Origin of the sequence: Achromobacter sp. ESBL13 (genome assembly GCF_036668755.1) — a bacterium.
Classification (GTDB): Bacteria; Pseudomonadota; Gammaproteobacteria; order Burkholderiales; family Burkholderiaceae_B; genus Achromobacter.
This window is the reverse complement of sequence record NZ_JAZEVT010000001.1, coordinates 1466020-1486357: the sequence shown is the minus strand read 5'-3', so window position 1 is coordinate 1486357 and position 20338 is coordinate 1466020. Positions and strand designations below refer to the sequence as shown.

Sequence of the window (20338 nt, the reverse complement as noted above, 5' to 3'; positions counted from 1 at the left end):
CGTCAGCGCAGCGAGCGATACACGTCCTGGCGCTGCGGGTGCGTCAGGATCACTTGCCACAGCTGCCCTTCGCGCGACCGGAAGAACCCGGCGCAACACATCAAATAGTATTTCCACATGCGGTAGAAGCGCGTGCCGTAACGCGATTGCAGCGACGGCCAGGCGCGTTCAAAGCGGTCCCACCAGGCCATCAGCGTGCGGTCGTAGTCGGTGCCGAAGTTGTGCCAGTCTTCAACAATGAAGCGGTGTTCGACGGCGCTGGCGATTTCGCGCGCGGACGGCAGCTTGCCGTTCGGGAACACATAGCGGTCGATCCACGGGTCGGTGCTTTGGCTGGTGGCCGCGATGCCGATGGTGTGCAGCAGGAAGATGCCCTCTGGCGACATCAAGCGCTGCACGTTGCTGAAGTACGTGTCGTAGTTCTTGGGCCCCACGTGTTCGAACATGCCCACCGATACGACCTTGTCGAAGTTGCCTTGCAGGTCGCGGTAGTCTTGCAGCAGCAGCTGCACCGGCAGGCCCTTGACGCGTTCCTGCGCCAGCGCCAGCTGCTCTTTCGATACCGTTACGCCGGTGACCGACACGCCGTAGTTCTCGGCCGCGAACTTGGCCAACCCGCCCCAGCCGCAGCCGATATCCAGCAGCGTTTCGCCGGGCTTCAATTGCAGCTTGCGGCAGATCATGTCCAGCTTGGCCAGTTGCGCGTCTTCCAGCGTCTGGGCGTTTTCCCAGTAGGCGCAGGAATAGATCATGCGGCTGTCCAGCATGGCTTCGAACACGTCGTTGCCGGCGTCGTAATGCTGTTCGCCCACTTCAAAGGCGCGGTGCTTGGATTGCAGGTTGAACAGCTTGTGCCGCAGGTGTTCGGCAATCAGCTTGATGCGCGCGACGCCTAACGCGGCCGAGCCCATGTCGGCGCGCAGCAGGCGGGTGAATAGCTCGTCGAGCCGTTCGCAGTCCCATTCGCCATCCATATAGGATTCGCCCAGCCCCAGCGACCAGCTGGCGAAGACGCGTTCGTACATATGTTTGTCATGTACCTGGATGTCCCACGGGCGCGTGCCGTTGATCTGCACGTCGGCGCGGGACAACACGTCTTGAAGCACTTTGGGGGGTTCGGGGGGCGGGGGGCTGACGTCGGGCGAAGTATGGTCGGCGGTCAGCGGAGAGACAGGACTGCTTTGCTGCATACGGACTCCATATCAATTTTGGGATGACTGATCTGGCAATGCCTGAAGCTCATAACTCTGGCCCCAACGGGCGGCCGGTTCCAATTGAATGAATGGATCGGCTTGATAGCCAACGGCACTCCGTGCCGTGAAAACCGGGGGGCACCAATGAGAATGGGGTGATCGTAGCGAGGCGCGGGCGCAGTGTCCAGCGTGCGGCACCCGGTCAAATCCCGAGTGGGCGGCGGCGCAACTGTCGTGCGTTTGTCCGCTTGGCGCGATTACACTAGTGCGCCTTGGTGAACCGCCGTTTCGGCGCGCGCCGATTCGTTCGATACGTGGAGCCTTTACATGGTGGACGCCAGCCTGCAACCCCGTTTGGAATTCGTCACCTGCGCCAGCCCGGCGGGCTTGCACCGGATGGCCTATTGGGAATGGGGCGACCCCGCCAATGACCAGGTGCTGGTCTGCGTGCACGGCCTGACGCGTAGCGGCCGGGATTTTGACGTGCTGGCCCGCCGCCTGGCGTCACGCTACCGCGTCGTGTGCCCCGACGTGGTGGGCCGTGGCCGGTCGGACTGGCTGGCCAACCCCGCCTTCTACACCGTGCCGCAGTACGTGTCCGACATGGTCACGCTGCTTGCGCGGCTGGCGCCGGCCCGGCTGGCCTGGGTGGGCACGTCGATGGGCGGCTTGATCGGGTTGGCATTGTCGGGCGCCGCCGTATTCGCCGGCGCCATGCAGGCGATGCGGCCGCACGCGGGCATGCTGCCGCCCGGCCAGGGCATCCAGCTGGACAAGCTGGTATTGAACGATGTGGGCCCGCGCCTGGAAACGGGCGCCTTGTCGCGTATCGGCCAATACGTCGGTCAGCCGGGCGAATTCGCCACGTTTGAAGAAGCGGTGGCCACCATGCGCGCCAATTCCGAAACCTTCGGCCCGCACACCGACGCGCAATGGACCGAGCTGGCCCGGTTCCTTTACCCGGAGTTCGGTGGCAAATGGGTCAAGCACTACGACTTGGCGCTGGCCCAGGCGCTGGCCGCGCAAACGCCTGACGAATTGGCCGCCGGCGAACAGATCCTTTGGCGCTCGTATGACGCCACGCCGTGCCCGATCCTGATCGTGCGGGGTGAAAAGTCCGATCTGCTGACCCGTGCCACGGTTGACGAAATGCTGAAACGCAATCCGCGCGCACAAGCGCTGGAAGTGCCGGGCGTGGGGCACGCGCCCACCTTGATCGCCGATAGCCAGGTAGAGCCGGTGGCGGCGTTCCTTCTGGCTTGAACGTCCGCCGTGCGATTACGGGGACGGCACGGCGCTATTCAGCGCGCCGGGCCTTCTCTACAATAGCCCGATGACATCGCCCACCCTGAACATCGATCTGCACTGCCATTCCACCGTGTCCGACGGCGCGCTGGCGCCTTGCGACGTGGCGCAGCGCGCGCACGCCAACGGCGTCGACGTCTGGGCGTTGACGGATCACGACGAGGTAGGCGGGCTGGCCGAAGCCGCCAGGGCGGCCCAGGACCTGGGCATGCGGTTTTCCACCGGCGTTGAAATTTCGGTCACGTGGGCGGGGCTGACGGTGCACATCGTGGGCTTGCAGTTCGACCCGAACAACGCCGACCTGATCGCCGGACTGCGCCAGACCCGCTCGGGCCGCGCCGAACGCGCCAAGCGCATCGGCGACAGGCTGGCCGACATGGGCATGCCGGGCGCTTACGAAGGCGCGCTGCCATTCGCCGGCAACCCCGAACTGATCAGCCGCACCCACTTTGCGCGCTACCTGGTTGAAGCGGGCTACTGCCCGGACGTGCAAACCGTATTCACCAAGCACCTGGGCGACGACCGCCCCGGCCATGTGCCCATGCAATGGGCCACGCTGGCCGAAGCCGTGGGCTGGATCCGCGGCGCGGGCGGACGCGCGGTCATTGCGCACCCGGGCCGCTATAAGTACACGCCGCTGCAATTCGCCGCGCTGTTCGACGAATTCTTGCAGTTGGGCGGCGAGGGCATCGAAGTCACCACCGGCAGCCACACCGTCGAAGAAGCGCGCCAGTATGCCGAGGTCGCGCGCCGATACGGCTTCCTGGCATCGCGTGGGTCTGACTTTCACAGCCCCAAGGAAAGCCGGATCGACCTTGGCCGCCTGCCGTCGCTGCCGTCCGACCTGAAGCCGGTCTGGCACGATTGGTTTTGACGGGGGCGGCCGACGCCGCCCCGTCTGCCAGCCCCCACTAATGTGATTGCGCCATCACGGCGCCAGTGCTTGAGCATCGCCATGAATAAAGCCTTTGTTAAAGAGTCCGATAACGAGGACGACGACGACCTGCCGCAAGCCCAGGCTTTGCCCGTGGGCACCAAGAACTACATGACCCCCGAGGGCTACGAACGCCTGCGCGCCGAACTGACGCACCTGATGAACGTCGAGCGTCCGTCGGTGGTGCAAGTGGTGTCGTGGGCAGCGTCCAACGGCGACCGCTCTGAAAACGGCGACTATCTCTACGGCAAGAAGCGACTGCGCGAAATCGACCGCCGCATGCGCTTTTTGACCAAGCGGCTGGACATCGCCGAAGTGGTCGACCCGGCCTTGCAGCCCAACCGCGACCAGGTCTTCTTCGGCGCCACGGTGCTGTATAGCGACAAGGCCGGCGAAGACCACACCGTCACCATCGTGGGTGTGGACGAGGCCGAGCCGCTGGCCGGCAAGATCAGCTGGATTTCGCCGGTGGCGCGCGCGCTGATCAAGGCCAGGGAAGGCGACACGGTGGTGCTGCGCACGCCCGGTGGCATCGAAGAGCTGGATATTCTGGAAGTGCGCTACCCGTAGGCGCGACGGGCCGAAAAAGGAAAAAGCGGGGAAAGGGCAGAAGGGCAAAAGGGCAGAAGGGCAAAAGGGCAGAAGGGCAAAAGGGCAACAGGGTCCGCGCGCAAACCCGAACATTGCCCGCCGCCCAAAAAGGAAACAGGCGCCAGCTTTTGACTGGCGCCTGTTTGGTTGGGAGGGCTCTGACGTCCCTGCCTCGGTTTGGCGGCTTGCGCCGCCGTTCCCCTGGGGCTTGCTGCTTAAATCGATGCGTTGGCGTTGGCTTTAGCCAGGTGCGCCTTACTTCTTACGCGCGGTAATGGACTTTTCGGCCATGTTGACCAGGTCTTCGCCGATCTGTTTCTTCCACTTGTCGTACACGGGTTGCGTGACCTTGGCGAAGGCGTCGTGTTCGGCCTTGGACAAGGACGTCACGGTCACGCCGTGGCCTTCAATTTCCTTCAGCAGCGACGGGTCTTCCGGCGTGACGCCCTTGCGCGCGATCACGATCTGCTGCTTGCCGGCGTCCAGCGCGGCCTGGCGCACGATGTCGCGGTCCTTTTCCGACCACGAATTCCACACTTCGCGGTTCACCACGAAAATCAACGGATCCGCCACGTAGTTCCACAGCGTCAGGTACTTCTGGCCCACCGTGTACAGCTTGGAACCCGTGTAGATCGACAGCGGATTTTCCTGCCCATCGACCGCGCCGCTGGCCAGCGCCGGCTGCGCGTCGGCCCAGCTCATCTGGGTGGGGTTGGCGCCCAGCGCGGTGAACGTGTCGATGTACAGCGGCGAACCCACCACGCGCAGCTTCATGCCCTTCATGTCTTCCGGCTTCTTGATGTCGCGCTTGGAATTGCTGAGCTGGCGGTAGCCGTTTTCGCCCCAGGCCAGCGGCACGACGCCGGCCTTTTCAATCAGCTTGAACATCTCGCGGCCCACGTCGCCTTGCACCAGCGCGTCGATGGCGGCGTAGTCGGGCATCAGGAAGGGCAGCGAGAACAGGTTCAGCTGCTTGACCTGCGGCGACCAGTTGATAGTGGAGCCCACGGCCATGTCGATCACGCCCTGGCGGATGGCGGTGAATTCGCGCGTCTGGTCGCCCTGAACCAGCGACGTGCCCGGGTACACCTTGATGTTGATGCGGCCATCGGTGCGCTCGCGCACCAGCTTGGACCAGATCTCGGCGCCCTGGCCCCACGGGAAGGTCGTGCCCACCACGATGGACAGCTTGTATTCGGGCTTGTAGTTCTGCGCGTGCGCCGGCGTTATGCCGACCACGGCGGCGGCGCACAGCGCGGCGCCGATCAGGTTGCGTAATTTCATGGGGTGTCTCCTCTCTTTGCGAGTGTGTTTGTTGTTTGTTGATCGTTGTGCTGCAACCTGCTCTTCAATAGCCCAGCTTTTTCGGCAACCACAGCGCCAGTTGCGGAAACACCAGCACCGCCACCAGCACCAGGAACATCGCGCCCAATAGCCACACCACCCAGCGCACCGTGGACTCCATCGGCACGCGCGCAATGCGGCACGACACCATCAGGTTCACGGCAAGCGGCGGGGTGAACTGGCCCAGCGCCACCTTCAAGGTCAGGATCACGCCGAACCACACCGGGTCCCAGCCGTAAGCGTTGGCAATCGGCATCAGCAACGGCACGAAGATCAGGAAGATGGAAATGCCGTCCAGGAACATGCCCACCGTCATCAGCAGCAAGATCAGCAATGACAGCACGCCCCATTCGCCCAAGCCGGAATTGACGATGGCGTTGGTGATCGGGTCGATCACGCTAAGCGTGGACAAGGCCCACGCAAAGATGCCGGCCAGCGTCACCACCAGCATGATCACGGCAGACAGCTCGGCCGCCTCGCGCAAGATGGTGTACAGGTCGCGCAGCTTGATGGTGCGGTGGATGAAGCCGCCCACGAACAAGCCGTAGAACACCGCCACGACCGCCGCCTCGGTGGGCGTGAACCAGCCCAGGCGCATGCCGCCCAAAATCAGCACCGGCGCGGCCAGGCCCCATGACGCTTCACGCAGGCTGGCCCAGAACGGCGGGCGCGGCAAGTGTGCTTCCAGCGCGCCCATCTTGTATTTGCGCGACAGCCAGACGGCCGGAATGATTAGCGCGAAACCCGCCAGAATGCCGGGAATCATGCCCGCCGCGAACAGGGCCGGCACCGACGCGCCGGGCACCAGCACGGAATAGATGATGAAGGCGACGGACGGCGGAATCAGGATGTCGGTGGCGGCCCCGGCGGCCACCACCGCCGCCGAGAACGAGCCCGGGTAGCCGGCGCGCGACATGGCCGTAATCATCACCGCGCCCACCGCCGCCGCGCACGCCGGGCCTGAACCCGAAATGCCGCCCAGGAACATGGCCACCGCAATCGACACCAGCGGCAGCATGCCCGGGCCCCGGCCCACGATGGCAATCGCAAAGTCCACCAGCCGCTTGGCCACGCCCGAACGGTCGAAGATGGACCCGACCAGCACGAACATGGGGATGGCCAGCAGCGGGTATTTGGCCAGCCCGGCGTAGAAGTTCTGGGGCACGGTCAGCAGGCCATACCAGGGCGTGTCCAGGTTGGACAGCACGATGGCGACGGTGCCGCCGATGCCCAGCGCCACGCCCACGGGCACGCCGATCAGCATCAGCACAATGAAGACAACGAACAGCAGGGTGGCGATCATTTCGTGTCGGCGCCCCGGGCAATGCGGCGCAGGGTGCCCAGCGTGCGCAACGATATCGCCGCGGCCATCACGGGCAGCCAGATCGAATACCACCAGGTGGGCACGCCGATGGCTGGCGATGTTTCTTCGTAGATGAATTCGTCGGACACCAGCTTGACCGACAGCACCGTCAGCAGCACGAAAAAGGCCAGCACGCAGCCGTTGGAAATCAGCGCCATGATGCGCTGGCGCCGGGGCGAGCCGCTGTCCGCCAGGATTTCAATGCGGATGTGGTGGTTGCGCACGAACGCCACGCTGCCGCCCGCCATGGTCAGCACGATCAACAGGAACACGGAGATTTCCTCGGTCCACGCGAATGACTGGTCGGTGAAGTAGCGCACCAGCACATTGGCGAAGGTGATCAGCGCCAGCGCCGCCAGCAGGATGACGGCCAGCCAGTCTTCGATGGCAAGCGGCACCTTGACGGCGGGATCGGATTCAACGGGGATGATCGGTTCGACGGGTTCGGCGGGGGCTTCAGGGCGGGACATGGGTGCGGCGACGGCAGGGCGCTTGGCGCGTTCTAGTCATGGGGTCGCTGCATCCTACCGTCGGCCCGCGGGCGCCGGTCTTCGTGTTTTCCCGTGGTGCGGGGCCGCAACAACATGCTGCGTTGCGTCAGAGCCGCCCACCACTTGCGCCCGCGCGCCACGTGTCGCCATCGATAAGGCGCGATGACAAGCAGGCTTTACCGCGATATTGCCATGCACCATTTTTGTGCCAAGACGTCGGAATTCTTTTGTAACATCGGGCGAAATGTCCGCTTGGCAAGCTTCTTGAACAACAGCTCCGGGAAAACCCCCTAAACAGGTAAAATCACTTTTTGCACCCATCCTTATACGGCGCCCGCATCGTGTCCCTAGTTCAGCATCTGCCTGGTTCCTCCGTCCTGTCCTCCTTTCGTCGCGATCGCCTGTTGGCGCAATTGAAGGAAGCCGGCCTGCCGGTGGCCGACATCTCCGCTCGCTACGAGCACTTCGTCAGCACCGACGCCGCCTTGACGGCCAAACAGCAGCAACACCTGACCCAACTGCTGGATTACGGCACCCCCAGCACAGCCGACGCCCCGGCCAAGAGCCTGTCGCTGCTGGTCATTCCGCGCCTGGGCACCATTTCCCCGTGGGCCAGCAAGGCCACCGATATCGCCCACAATTGCGGCCTGTCGTCGGTGCACCGCATTGAACGCGGCGTGCGCTATGTCATCACCCCCGAACGCGGCCTGCTTGGCACCAAGTCGTTTGACGACGCCATGCTGGCGCGCGCGGCCGACTGCCTGCACGACCGCATGACCGAAACCGTGGTCGACGCCAACTTCGACGGCCAGGCGCTGTTCCAGACGCTGGCCGGCAAGCCGATGCGCACGGTGGGCGTGCAGGCTGATGGCGTCAAGGCGCTGGCCGAAGCCAACGTGTCCTTGGGCCTGGCCCTGTCGGAAGACGAAATCGAATACCTGGCCAAGTCCTTCACCGACCTGGGGCGCGACCCCACCGACGTGGAACTCATGATGTTCGCGCAGGCCAACAGCGAACACTGCCGCCACAAGATCTTCAACGCCGAATGGGTCATCGACGGCCAGTCGCAACCGAACACGCTGTTCGGCATGATCCGCGCCACGCACAAGGCGCAGCCGGAAGGCACGGTCGTGGCGTATTCGGACAACGCCGCCATCATGGAAGGCGGCCCCGCGCAGCGCTTCCAGGCCGGCGTGCCCGGCGTCACGGGGCAGGGCGCTGACGGCGCCAGGTACATCCGCCGCGACACCACCGTGCACACCTTGATGAAGGTGGAAACGCACAACCACCCGACCGCGATTGCCCCGTTCCCGGGCGCATCCACCGGCGCGGGCGGCGAGATCCGCGACGAAGGCGCCACCGGCCGGGGCTCCAAGCCCAAGGCCGGGCTGACCGGCTTTACCGTGTCGCACCTGCGTTTCGACGACGCGCTGCAACCCTGGGAAGCCGACCACCACGGCCTGCCCGAGCGCATCGCCTCGCCCTTGTCCATCATGATCGACGGCCCCATCGGCGGCGCCGCGTTCAACAACGAATTCGGCCGCCCGAACCTGCTGGGCTATTTCCGCTCGTTCGAGCAGACGGCGGGCGGCACGCGCTGGGGCTATCACAAGCCCATCATGATCGCGGGCGGCCTGGGCAGCATCGATGCCGGCCTGACCCACAAAGACGTGATTCCCCCCGGCGCGCTGCTGATCCAGCTGGGCGGCCCGGGCTTCCGTATCGGCATGGGCGGCGGCGCCGCGTCCAGCATCAGCATGGGCAGCAACTCGGCCGAACTGGACTTTGATTCCGTCCAGCGCGGCAACCCGGAAATCGAACGTCGCGCGCAGGAAGTCATCGACCGCTGCTGGCAGCAGGCCGAAAACAACCCCATCATCGCCATCCACGACGTGGGCGCGGGCGGCTTGTCCAATGCCTTCCCGGAATTGGTCAACGACGCCGGCCGTGGTGCCATCTTCGACTTGAAGCGCGTGCCGCTGGAAGAATCAGGCCTGTCGCCCGCCGAAGTCTGGAGCAACGAATCGCAGGAACGCTACGTCCTGTCGATCCTGCCGAAAGACCTGGAACGCTTTGACGCCATCGCCCGCCGCGAACGCTGCCCGTACGCGGTGGTGGGCGTGGCCACTGAAGAACGCCAGCTGCGCGTGGTGGACGGCGAGGGCCTGCCCGGCCTGGACACGATCCGCCCGCAAGGCGAAGCCGAAGTGCGCCCCGTGGATGTGCCGATTGACGTCATCCTGGGCAAGCCGCCGCGCATGACGCGCGACGTGCGCCGCCTGCCGGGCGTGTCCGCGCCGCTGGATCTGGCCGGCATCGACCTGACCGAAGCCGCTTACCGCGTGCTGCGTCACCCGACGGTCGCCAACAAGTCCTTCCTGATCACCATTGGCGATCGCACCGTGGGCGGGCTGTCCAGCCGTGACCAGATGGTCGGCCCGTGGCAAGTGCCGGTGGCTGACTGCGCCGTGACGCTGGCCGATTACGAAGGCTTCCGTGGCGAAGCCATGTCGATGGGCGAACGCACCCCCATCGCCATGCTGGACGCCCCGGCGTCCGGCCGCATGGCGGTTGCCGAAGCCCTGACCAACCTGGCCGCCGCCGACGTGGCGCGCCTGGAAGACATCAAGCTGTCCGCCAACTGGATGGCCGCTTGCGGCGTGGACGGCCAGGACGCCGCGCTGTATGACACCGTGTCCGCCGTCAGCGAACTGTGCCAGGCCACCGGCCTGTCCATCCCCGTGGGCAAGGATTCCCTGTCCATGAAAACGTCCTGGGAACAGGACGGCGAGCAGCGCCAGGTGGTGGCGCCGGTGTCGCTGGTGGTCACGGCGTTTGCGCCCGTTGCCGACGTGCGCGCCAGCCTGACCCCGCAGCTGCGTACCGATGCCGGTGACAGCGTGCTGATCCTGATCGACCTGGGCCGTGGCCGTCACCGCATGGGTGGATCGATCCTGGCGCAGACGTACAACCAGATCGGCGAAACCGTGCCGGACATCGACGCGCCGCAGGACCTGCGCGCGTTCTTCATCACCATCCGCACGCTGGCCGAAGCCGGCACCATCCTGGCCTACCACGACCGTTCCGACGGCGGCCTGTTCGCCACGCTGACCGAAATGGCCTTCGCCGGCCGCACCGGTATTTCCGTGAACCTGGACATGCTGACGTTCGATCCGCAATCGGCGGATTGGGGCGACTACAAGATTCGCCCCGACCAGGTGAAGGTGCAACGCGAAGAACTGACGCTGAAGGCGCTGTTCTCGGAAGAAGCCGGCGCCGTCATCCAGGTGCCCGCCGCACAACGCGACGCGGTCATGCAAGTGCTGCGCGGCGCGGGCCTGTCGGCCCACTCGCACGTCATCGGCGGCCTGAACGGCGCCGACGAAGTCGAGTTCTACCGCGACGGCAAGAAGGTCTGGGGCCAGCCGCGTGCCGAGCTGGGCCGCGCCTGGAGCGAAGTGTCCTACCGCATCATGGCCCGCCGCGACAACCCGGCTTGCGCGCAAGCCGAGCTGGACGTCTGGAACGATACGACCGACCCCGGCATGAGCCCGAACGTGTCGTTCGACCCGCAAGAAGACATCGCCGCGCCCTTCATCAATACCGGCAAGCGTCCGCGCGTGGCCATCCTGCGCGAGCAGGGTTGCAACAGCCAGGTGGAAATGGCCTGGGCGTTCGACACCTCGGGCTTCGAAGCCATCGACGTCCACATGACCGACCTGCTGGCCGGCCGCGTGGACCTGGCGCAGATGCAAGGCCTGGTGGCCGTGGGCGGTTTCAGCTACGGCGACGTGCTGGGCGCCGGCGAAGGCTGGGCGCGCACCATCCGCTTCAACAGCCAGTTGTCGGATCAGTTCGCCGCGTACTTCGCGCGTCCGGATACGTTTGCGCTGGGCGTGTGCAACGGCTGCCAGATGATGGCGGCGTTGGCCCCGATGATTCCGGGCGCCGAGCACTGGCCGCGCTTCACGCGCAACCAGTCGGAAAAGTACGAAGCACGCCTGTCGATGGTGGAACTGGCCAAGTCGCCGTCCATCTTCTTTGCCGGCATGGAAGGCGCGCGCATTCCTGTCGCGGTTGCGCACGGCGAAGGCTTTGCCGACTTCTCGCAGCAGGGCGATGCCAGCCGTGTGCTGACCGCCGCGCGCTACATCGACAACCGTGGACTCGCTACCGAAGCCTACCCGTTCAACCCGAACGGCAGCCCCGGCGGCCTGACTTCCGTCACCACGGCTGATGGCCGCTTCACGGTGATGATGCCGCACCCGGAACGCGTGACCCGCAACGTCATGATGTCGTGGGCGCCCGAGAAATGGGGCAATGCTGATCAGGGCGGTACGTACAGCCCATGGATGCGCATCTTCCGTAATGCGCGCGTCTGGCTGAAGTAAGCCGGGGCGGCGGCGCCGCCGCCACCACGCGATGACAAGGACGGGCCATGGCCCGTCCTTTTTGCTGGGCCAAGCCCGCAGTGGCGCTCAGGACGCAGCGGCCCGCAGGGTGACCGCTTCGCGTTCAAACTGGCTGGCCAGCTCTTCCGCCGCGGGCGTCAACGGCTGCGATGTGCGTTGCAAGAGCCCGATCACGTAGTCGGGCAACGGGTCGGTGATGGGCACGATATCCAGTTGTTCGCGCAGCATCCCGGTGGCGATCAACGTGGTCGGCAGCAGCGCCATACGGTCGCTGTTGGCCACCAGCGCCGCCGTGTCGATCACCCCATCCGTATGCATGTCCACGCGCGGCGTACCCAGGCCCGCCCGCGAGAAAACGTCATACACGGACGCGCCGGGTTGGCCGGGCGGCCCCGCCACCGCGAACACCACGTCGCGCAGTTCCTGCATCGCCCGGGCTTGCCGCAAGGGATGGTTGCGGCGCGCCGCGACCACCAAGGGGCAGGTCAGCAAGGCGCGCGCGGTCAGGTTTGGATCGGCTTGGTCGGTATTGACGGGGCAGATGGCGAAATCCAGTTGCCCGTCGCGCAGCAGCGGCATCAGGGAATGGTAAAGGCCGCTGCGGCAGTGCAGTTCCACCTCGGGGTAGCGCTGCCGAAAGCGTTGAATCGCCGACGGCGCCAGCAGCACCGAGGCGGCCGCCGAAATGCCGTATTGAACGGTACCCAGCCGTTCGCCCCGCATCTGGGCCATGGTGTCGCGGGCGCGCTTGGTCTCGTGAACCAGGTATTGCGCGTGGGGCAAGAAGCGCTTGCCGTAGTCATTGGGCCGCATCCCCTTGGCATGCCGGTCGAATAATGACAAGCCCAGCGTGCGTTCAAGACGCCGCAGGGACTTGGTCATTGCCGGTTGGGTTTGTCCGGTGGCGCGGGCTGCCGCGTGCACGCTGCCATGTTGCGTGACGGCAAGAAAATCGAATACCTGCTGCAACTTCATGTTGATGCCCCCCTATTGCTCAGTCGAGCTTGCTGAAAGGTCCCCGGCTACTCATCCAAAGTGCTGACCGACCGTAGTTCATTAGCTGTCAAGGTAGCAAGCAAGAGCGCGGTCTGGGGTGGGGCGGGACCCATGCGGATCCAACGGGGGCGCGGCCTGCGGGGCAATCGAGGCCCGCGTGGCATTCCCCTTTGACAATCTTTTGTAACGTAATGAGATATTTAACTTTTCGTTGCAACCTGCCGTAAACCCGTAGAGCGTAATGCAACCCGGAGTGGCTTTTCATGTTCAAGAACCTAAGTATTCGCGCAATCCTGACGACCGCATTGGGCGTCTTTTTCGCGCTTTTCCTGTTGACCGGCGTGGCCGTCTATCAACAATTGACGTCCAACCGCACGTCTATCGAAGTGCTGCTGGACACCAACCTGGTACGCGCCAACGCGGTGGATGGCGCGGGCGCCGAACTGCTGCGCGCCCGCCTGGTGCTGCTGGCCGCGCAGAGCGCACTGCTGGAAGGCAAGTCCATCGACAACATGGCAAGCATGCAGCGCCTGGATGGCTATACCAAGAAGGCGTCTGATTTGATCGACGCCGCTCGCAAGCTTCCAGAAACCACGGAAGTGGGTAAGCCGCTATTCGACGGCGCGCTGGCCGCGTACGACGTCTATGTGCGTGACGCGATTGCGCCGATGGTGGCGGCCATTCGCGCGGGCAAGCCGCAAGACGCCAGCCGCCTGAACCTGGAAAAGGTCACGCCGCTGGGCATCCTGTTCACCCAGGCCATCCAGAAGTACGTGGACTACGCCGACGACGTGGGCCAGCGTGTGGCGCGCGAGGCGTCCACGCGCATCAATGGCGCGATCGTGGTGCTGATCTGTCTGCTGGTGGTGGTGGCAGTGCTGGTGGTCAGCTTGTACGCGATCTTTGCGCGTTCGGTGTTCCGTCCGCTGCACGAGGCCGGCCGCTTGTTCGACCGCATTGCGGGCGGTGACCTCAGCAACCGTATCGAGCAGCGGGGCAATAACGAAATCGGCGTGCTGTATGCCGCCGTCAAGCGCATGCAGGACAGCTTGTCGCGCACCGTGTCGGCCGTGCGGCTGGGCGTGGAAGAAATCCACACCGGTTCGCGCGAGATCGCGGCGGGCAACATCGACCTGTCGTCCCGCACCGAGCAGCAGGCCGCGTCGCTGGAAGAAACGGCCGCCAGCATGGACGAGCTGTCGTCCACGGTGAAGAACAACGCCGACAGCTCGCGCAGCGCATCGCAATTGGCGTCGGCGGCCTCGGAAGTGGCCACGCGCGGCGGCAAGGCCGTGGGCGACGTGGTGGGCACGATGCGCGGCATCGCGGACAGCTCCAAGCGTATCGCCGACATCGTGGGCGTGATCGACGGCATCGCCTTCCAGACCAATATCCTGGCGCTGAACGCGGCGGTGGAAGCGGCGCGCGCGGGCGAACAGGGCAAGGGTTTTGCGGTGGTGGCCAGCGAAGTGCGCGCGTTGGCGCAGCGCAGCGGCCAGGCCGCCAAGGAAATCAAGGGCTTGATCGACGAGTCGGTGCAGAAGGTGTCGATCGGTTCGGACCAGGTGGAAGCCGCGGGCGCCACCATGCAGGAGATCGTGACGTCGGTGCGCCGCGTCACGGACATCATCAACGAAATCTCCAGCGCGTCCGAAGAGCAGTCGCAAGGCATTCAGCAGGTGAACCAGGCGGTGTCGCAGATGGACAGCGTGACGCAGCAGAACGCGGCGCTGGTCGAGCAGGCGGCGGCATCCGCCGCGTCGCTGGAAGCCCAGGCGCAACGCCTGCGTGAAGCGGTGGCGGTGTTCAAGCTGCAATCCGGCGGGCAGGTGATCGATGCGGACGCCGCTGCGTTGGGCCGCAATGGAGAACCGGCGCTGCTGGGCGCCTGAGCTGCGGGGGGTATTTGGGAGGGGGGCGCCTAGCCGGGGCGCCTAGCCGGGGGCGCCTAGCCGGGGGCGCCTAGCCGGGGCGCCTAGCCGGGGCGCCTAGCCGGCGTCGCCTAGCCGGGGGCGCCTAGCCGGCGTCGCCGAGCCGGGGGCGCCAAGCCGGGGCGCCTAGCCGGGGCGCCTAGCCGGGGGCGCCTAGCCGGGGGCGCCTAGCCGGGGGCGCCGAGCCCGGGGCGCCGAGCCCGGAGCGCCGAGCCGGGGCGCCGACCCGGAGAGGCCGACGGCGACACCGCCGTCGGCCAATAAGAAAAGCGCCCCTCGGGGCGCTTTTCTCATTTCGTCTTACTGATCCAGCTGAATATTGGCGTCCGCCGCGACGTTCTTCCACTTCTTCACGTCGCTGGCGATCACTTGCTGGAACGCGTCCGACGAACCCGCCACCACCGTGCCGCCCAGGCTGGCCAGCTTGGCCTTCACTTCCGGCGTGTTCAGCGCCTTGACCGAGGCGTCGTGCAGCGCCTTCTTCACATCATCCGGCAGGCCCTTGGGCGCCAGCAAACCGTTCCAGGCGTTGGCTTCGTAGCGCGGCAGGCCGGCTTCCTTGAAGGTCGGCGTGTCGGGCAGTTCGGGCGAACGCACGTCGGCCGCGATGGCGATGGGCCGGATCTGCCCGCCCTTGATGTACGGCAACGACGCCGGCACCGGTTCCCAGATCATCGACACCTGGCCGCTGATCACGTCGGTGAACGCCGGGCCCGCGCCACGGTAGGCGATGTGCATCAGCTTGGCGCCGGTCATCGACTTCATCAGTTCCATGGCCAAATTGCCCAGGCCGCCCGCGCCGGACGAGGCGTAGGTGAACTTGTCGGGGCTGGCCTTGGACGCGGCGATCAGCGCGTTCAGGTCGGTGGCGGGAAAGTCCTTGGTGACGCTCAGCACGCCGGGCACCGTCACCAGCTGCGTGATGGCGGTGAAGTCCTGCACGGCGTCATACGTCAGCGACTTGTACACGGCCGGGTTGGTGCCGTGGGTGCTGGACGACGCCAGCAGCAGGATGTAGCCGTCCGGCGCGGAGTCTGCCACGAAGCGCGTGCCGATCGAACCGCCCGCGCCGGCCTTGTTTTCAACGACCACGGTGGCGCCCAGTTCGGTACCCAGCTGCGCGGCGAACACGCGGCCGATGATGTCGGCGGTGCCGCCCGGTGCAAACGGCACGATCAGGCGCACGGGCTTGGCGGGGTAGGCGGCTTGTTGGGCCGACGCGGCGCCGGCGGCCAGCGTGGCGCCGGTCAGCAATGCAAGCGCGATGGTGGTTTTCTTGAAAGTCATCAGTGTCTCCAGGCGAAGGTTAGTCGAGGCTGCGAGCGAGCCAATCGACGATCAATTCGGCGATCTGGTCGCTATTGCGGTCCAGCATGCAGAAATGGGAATTGCCGGCGATGCCGGTGGCGGGCAGGTCCAGCACGTCGGCGCGCTGGCCGGCCGCGCGCAGCGCCGCCCAGTACGCGTCGGTTTGCGCGCGGTAGCGCTGCCAGGTGTCGTCGGCGCCGAAGTGGTCGCCCCACACCAGCAGTTGCGGGGGCAGGCCGGGGGCGGCGGCGGCGGGCGTGCCGGTGGGTTCAAGGGCCACCACGGCGCGTACCGTGCTGGCGTATTCCTGGGCCAACTGCGTGGCGTATCCACCGCCCTGGCTGTGGCCGACCACGATGCACGGGCCGGTAAGGTCCAGCAGGGCGCGGTAGGCGTCCAGCGCCATCTCGCCATGCGTCAGCCAGCGCGGCACGAACTGCTTGGCGAAAGTGTCGAAAGCATCAACCGGGAATTGCTGCGCGGGATACGCGCGGCGCGGCTGGCCGGCCGGCGCATAGCCGGCTTCCGAGCCGATGCGGAACAGACGCCACGCCTCTTCCTTGGACCGAAAGATGGGCGCGCTGTCGTACACCTGCGGGTACATGGCCCAGGACGCGCGGCCCCGTTCGGGCGCATCGGACACGAACACGTCATAGCCCGATTGCAGCAGCCGCCACAGCCAGCCCTGGCGTCCGTCCGGCGTGCTTTCCCATTGCGCGCCCGTCATGCCGCCGCCGTGCCAAAGCAGCACGGGGTAGGGATGGCGCGGCTGGGCCAGCCGGTATTCCTGCACGTACAGCTGGCCGACGGGGTAGCCGCCGTTCATGTCGATCAGGCGGGGCGCGTTGTCGACGACCTGCAATTGCTGCATGGGCACGCCGCCGGCCACGGCCTCGGCGCCGCCCACGAAATGGCTGCGGATGGACTTGAGCAAGACGGGGGAGTCGGGCATCAGGGTTTTCCAGAAGTCGATGCCGGGATGTTAGTTGCCAGATGTTTCTGCCTTGTGCAAAATGCGCAACGCCTGTGCCGAATCGGCACAGATGAATCACCGCTTGCCCGGAGAAGAACCCGATGGACACCAAATGGCTGGAAGACTTCGTGGCGCTGTCGAAGTCGCGCAATATGTTCCAGGCCGCCGAGGCGCGCAGCGTGACGCACCCGGCGTTCGGGCGCCGTATCAAGGCGCTGGAGGAATGGGCGGGCGTGCCGCTGGTGGAACGCGGCCATCAGGTGTCGACGCTGAACGCGGCCGGGCGCAGCATGCTGGCGGCGGCGATTGATGTGCTGGACATCCTGCGCGACACGCGCCAGGCGCTGCAAAAGCCCGAGCAGGAACGCAATCGGAAAATCACCATCGCGTCGGGCAAGACGCTGGCGCATTCGGTGCTGCCCGGCGTGATGGCCCGCGTGCAGCAGGGCATGGCCGCGTTTCAGCTCAAGGTGGTCACCACCACGCTGAACTACGGGGTGGACATGCTGGCCGACGGCGAAGTGGACTTTCTGCTGTGCCATGCGCACGAGCCGCTGTACGCAAAGATCGACAACCCCGGCTACCGCTGGCGCCGAGTGGGCGCCGACAAGCTGGTCGCCGTCAGCGCGCCGGTGGCGGCGGGCGGCCGGCACCCGCGCTATGCCGTGCCCAAGCTGCCGTCCGATCCGCCCGTGCCATTTTTGGCCTATGCCGACAGCATGTCGTTGGGACGCATCCTGGATGATCGGCTGCGGGGGCTGTGTTTGATCGGGCAGTTGCAGACGATGTACGAATCGGACCTGGCCGACGCGCTACACGCCATGGCGCGCCAAGGCTTCGGGCTGGCCTGGCTACCGCACACGTTGATCGAATCGGACCTGCGCGCCGGGACGCTGGTGCGCGCGGATAGCGCCCGCAATGACATCCATATGGAAATCCGAATTTATCAATCGGTAGACAATGCCAAATCCCTGGCGCGCGATGTGTGGGGGCGTATCGAGGCGTACGCGGCACGATGACGGGCTTGGGGCGGGGCGACGCCGGGTGGGCTGCAATAAATGAGGGCGAGCCGGGGCCGCCTTCGCCTCGCCCGCGCCCCGCGATGCCGGCCGCGGGCATAAAATACCGGATTACCCCCATCCCGCACCCACGCACCCTACAGGATTCCGCGCCATGAACGCCCGTATCCCCGACGACGCACTGCCGCCCACCCTTGATCCCGACGCCCTCCAGGCGTTTGTCGACGACAAATGGGACAACGAGATCATCCCCGCGCTGACCGACTACATCGCCATCCCGGCCAAGAGCCCGGCGTTTGATGCCGACTGGGAAAAGAACGCGTTCATCGAGCGCGTGGTGCGCGATGCCGCCGCCTGGGTCGAAGCGCAGAAGGTCTCTGGCCTGAAGCTGGAAGTGGTGCGCCTGCCGGGCCGCACCCCCGTCATCTTTTTTGACGCGCCCGCCACGCGCAGCGACAACGGCGACACCGTGTTGCTGTACGGCCACCTGGACAAGCAGCCGGAATTTTCGGGCTGGCGCGCGGGCCTGGGCCCATGGACGCCCAAGTACGAAGACGGCAAGCTTTACGGCCGTGGCGGCGCGGACGACGGCTACGCCGTGTACGCCTCGCTGACCGCCATCATGGCGCTGGACAAGCAAGGCATTCCGCGCCCGCGTTGCGTCGGCATCGTGGAAACCTGTGAGGAATCGGGCAGCTACGACCTGCTGCCCTACGTGGACGCGCTGCGCGACCGCCTGGGCAACGTCGCCCTGGTGGTGTGCCTGGATTCGGGCGCGGGCAACTACGACCAGCTCTGGATGACCACGTCGCTGCGCGGCATGGTGTCGGGCACGCTGGAAGTGCAGGTGCTGGACGAAGGCGTGCATTCGGGCGATTCCAGCGGCGTGGTGCCGTCGTCGTTCCGCATCCTGCGCCATCTGCTGGACCGCCTGGAAGACAGCGCCACCGGCCGCCTGCTGCCGCAAAGCCTGCATTGCGAAATTCCCGCCGAACGCGTGGAACAGGTGGCGGCCACCGCCCGCATTCTGGGCGACGAAGTGTGGCGCCGTTTCCCCTGGAGCTGCGGTGCCGAGGGCGGCTTTGTGCTGCCGATGACGACCGAGCCCGAACAAGCGTTGCTGAACCGCACGTGGCGCCCGACCTTGTCGGTGACCGGCGCCGAAGGCCTGCCGCCGCTGTCCAGCGCCGGCAACGTGCTGCGCCCGCGCACCGCGTTCAAGCTGTCGCTGCGCCTGCCGCCGCTGATCGACGCCGTGGCCGCCTCGCAGGAAATCAAGGAACTGCTGGAAGCCGACGCGCCTTACAACGCCAAGGTCATCTTCAAGGCCAACGAAGGCGCCGCCACCGGTTGGAACGCCCCGGCGTCCGTGCCGTGGTTGACGCAGGCGCTGGACGCCGCCTCGCAGCAGTACTACGGCCAGCCTTGCGGCTATATCGGCCAGGGCGGCACGATTCCGCTGATGAGCATCCTGCAAAAGGGCTTCCCGAAGGCGCAGTTCATGGTGTGTGGCGTGTTGGGGCCCAAGTCCAACGCGCACGGCCCCAATGAATTCCTGCACGTGCCCTATGGCAAGAAGCTGACGGCCGCCGTTGCGCAAACCATGGCGGCCATGCCGGCATGATTTCGACTTCCGACGCTTATGCCAACGTGGTGGCTGAAACCCGCCACTGGCTGACGCAGGCCGTGATCGGCCTGAACCTATGCCCGTTCGCCAAGGCGGTTCAGGTCAAGGACCAGATCCGCTTTGCCGTCAGCGACGCCACCGACGCCGAAGGGGTGCTGACCGACTTGCAGGACGAGCTTGCCCTGCTGGCCGAGACCGACCCCGAGAAGATCGACACCACCTTGTTGATCATTCCCGACGCGTTGGACGACTTCCTGGATTTCAACGATTTCGAGGACCTGTCCGACCGCCTGCTCAAGCGCATGCGCCTGGTGGGCGAATTGCAGGTGGCCACGTTCCACCCGCAGTTTCAGTTTGCCGACACCAAGCCCGACGATATCGAGAACTACACCAACCGCGCGCCGTACCCGATCCTGCACCTGCTGCGGGAAGACAGCATCGACCGCGCGGTGGAGTCGTTTCCGGACGCCTCGGAAATCTATGAAAAGAACATCGACACGATGAATAAGCTCGGCCTGGAAGGCTGGAAAAAGTTGATGAGCAAAGCCTAGGCATCCCTTTCGCCCCGACAACGCCGGCCGCATCGTGGCCGACGTGGCCTATGGCGCCGATGCGCGCCAGCGCCTGGATATCTACGCGCCACCCGGCGTGCGGAACCGCCCGTCGCGGTCTTCTTCTATGGCGGCGGACACCACGGTCAACCCCCATCGCAATACCGAAGGCCTGTCCGCCGCCTTGCAGGCCGCCCGGGTGCCCGTGACGCTGCGGGCGGCCCCATAGCGCGGTCAAGTAGCGCAGGGGGCGCATTCCCGCCAGCTGCTGCGGGTTTTCCCCGATGAATCCAATGCGTC

16 protein-coding genes are annotated in these 20338 nt (G+C 65.8%); 9 read left to right on the top strand and 7 right to left on the bottom strand.

The genetic code is table 11. From position 1 onward, the window contains the following. Window positions 1–2: 2 nt before the first annotated feature. On the bottom strand, window positions 3–1190 hold the full coding sequence (gene cfa / locus V6F88_RS06595; protein WP_332608529.1) for a cyclopropane fatty acyl phospholipid synthase: 1188 nt from the start codon (window positions 1188–1190) through the stop codon (window positions 3–5). A 330-nt stretch (window positions 1191–1520) separates the two neighbouring features. On the opposite strand from cfa, the gene V6F88_RS06590 reads away from it, so the two are divergent. From V6F88_RS06590 to greB, 3 genes are all read left to right on the top strand, one after another. After that, window positions 1521–2456 (top strand): alpha/beta fold hydrolase, encoded by a 936-nt coding sequence (locus V6F88_RS06590; protein ID WP_219990366.1) that lies wholly within the window; start codon window positions 1521–1523, stop codon window positions 2454–2456. A 70-nt stretch (window positions 2457–2526) separates the two neighbouring features. Then, entirely contained in the window at window positions 2527–3372 is an 846-nt protein-coding gene (locus V6F88_RS06585; protein ID WP_332608528.1) for a 3',5'-nucleoside bisphosphate phosphatase, read from the top strand. A gap of 81 nt (window positions 3373–3453) precedes the next feature. Then, window positions 3454–4002 (top strand): transcription elongation factor GreB, encoded by a 549-nt coding sequence (gene greB, locus V6F88_RS06580; RefSeq protein WP_046806947.1) that lies wholly within the window; start codon window positions 3454–3456, stop codon window positions 4000–4002. A 276-nt stretch (window positions 4003–4278) separates the two neighbouring features. On the opposite strand, the gene V6F88_RS06575 is transcribed toward greB, so the two are convergent. The 3 genes from V6F88_RS06575 to V6F88_RS06565 all read right to left on the bottom strand — a co-directional run bounded on the left by V6F88_RS06575 (window position 4279) and on the right by V6F88_RS06565 (window position 7200). Then, window positions 4279–5307: a DctP family TRAP transporter solute-binding subunit gene (locus tag V6F88_RS06575; RefSeq protein ID WP_332608527.1), complete on the bottom strand. Its 1029-nt coding sequence runs from the start codon at window positions 5305–5307 to the stop codon at window positions 4279–4281. A 64-nt stretch (window positions 5308–5371) separates the two neighbouring features. Beyond that, window positions 5372–6670, bottom strand: coding sequence for a TRAP transporter large permease (locus V6F88_RS06570; RefSeq protein WP_332608526.1), 1299 nt, complete (start codon window positions 6668–6670; stop codon window positions 5372–5374). Beyond that, window positions 6667–7200: a TRAP transporter small permease gene (locus tag V6F88_RS06565; RefSeq protein ID WP_332608525.1), complete on the bottom strand. Its 534-nt coding sequence runs from the start codon at window positions 7198–7200 to the stop codon at window positions 6667–6669. Before V6F88_RS06565 ends, V6F88_RS06570 begins: the two co-directional genes overlap by 4 nt. Before the next feature lie 362 nt (window positions 7201–7562). Between V6F88_RS06565 and purL the strand changes: the two genes are divergently transcribed. Beyond that, window positions 7563–11612, top strand: coding sequence for a phosphoribosylformylglycinamidine synthase (purL, locus tag V6F88_RS06560; protein ID WP_332608524.1), 4050 nt, complete (start codon window positions 7563–7565; stop codon window positions 11610–11612). Window positions 11613–11699: 87 nt separating this feature from the next. Here the strand turns inward: purL and V6F88_RS06555 are convergent, their stop codons facing one another. Continuing rightward, window positions 11700–12608: a LysR substrate-binding domain-containing protein gene (locus V6F88_RS06555; protein WP_332608523.1), complete on the bottom strand. Its 909-nt coding sequence runs from the start codon at window positions 12606–12608 to the stop codon at window positions 11700–11702. A gap of 284 nt (window positions 12609–12892) precedes the next feature. Between V6F88_RS06555 and V6F88_RS06550 the strand changes: the two genes are divergently transcribed. Then, window positions 12893–14521 (top strand): methyl-accepting chemotaxis protein, encoded by a 1629-nt coding sequence (locus V6F88_RS06550; protein ID WP_332608522.1) that lies wholly within the window; start codon window positions 12893–12895, stop codon window positions 14519–14521. 339 nt (window positions 14522–14860) lie between these two features. Here V6F88_RS06550 and V6F88_RS06545 read toward each other — a convergent pair whose 3' ends face one another. Then, window positions 14861–15847 (bottom strand): Bug family tripartite tricarboxylate transporter substrate binding protein, encoded by a 987-nt coding sequence (locus V6F88_RS06545; RefSeq protein WP_332608521.1) that lies wholly within the window; start codon window positions 15845–15847, stop codon window positions 14861–14863. A 19-nt stretch (window positions 15848–15866) separates the two neighbouring features. After that, on the bottom strand, window positions 15867–16820 hold the full coding sequence (locus tag V6F88_RS06540; RefSeq protein WP_332608520.1) for an alpha/beta fold hydrolase: 954 nt from the start codon (window positions 16818–16820) through the stop codon (window positions 15867–15869). A gap of 122 nt (window positions 16821–16942) precedes the next feature. Between V6F88_RS06540 and V6F88_RS06535 the strand changes: the two genes are divergently transcribed. From V6F88_RS06535 to V6F88_RS06520, 4 genes are all read left to right on the top strand, one after another. Next, entirely contained in the window at window positions 16943–17860 is a 918-nt protein-coding gene (locus V6F88_RS06535; protein ID WP_332608519.1) for a LysR family transcriptional regulator, read from the top strand. Window positions 17861–18014: 154 nt separating this feature from the next. After that, the gene (locus tag V6F88_RS06530; protein ID WP_046806938.1) at window positions 18015–19484 is read left to right on the top strand and encodes a M20 family metallopeptidase; all 1470 of its coding nucleotides are present in this window, start codon (window positions 18015–18017) and stop codon (window positions 19482–19484) included. Next, window positions 19481–20038: a DUF1415 domain-containing protein gene (locus V6F88_RS06525; protein ID WP_332608518.1), complete on the top strand. Its 558-nt coding sequence runs from the start codon at window positions 19481–19483 to the stop codon at window positions 20036–20038. The genes V6F88_RS06530 and V6F88_RS06525 overlap by 4 nt, the downstream gene beginning before the upstream one ends. A 34-nt stretch (window positions 20039–20072) precedes the next feature. Then, window positions 20073–20267, top strand: coding sequence for a hypothetical protein (locus tag V6F88_RS06520; RefSeq protein ID WP_332608517.1), 195 nt, complete (start codon window positions 20073–20075; stop codon window positions 20265–20267). The last annotated feature ends 71 nt before the right edge of the window (window positions 20268–20338 follow it).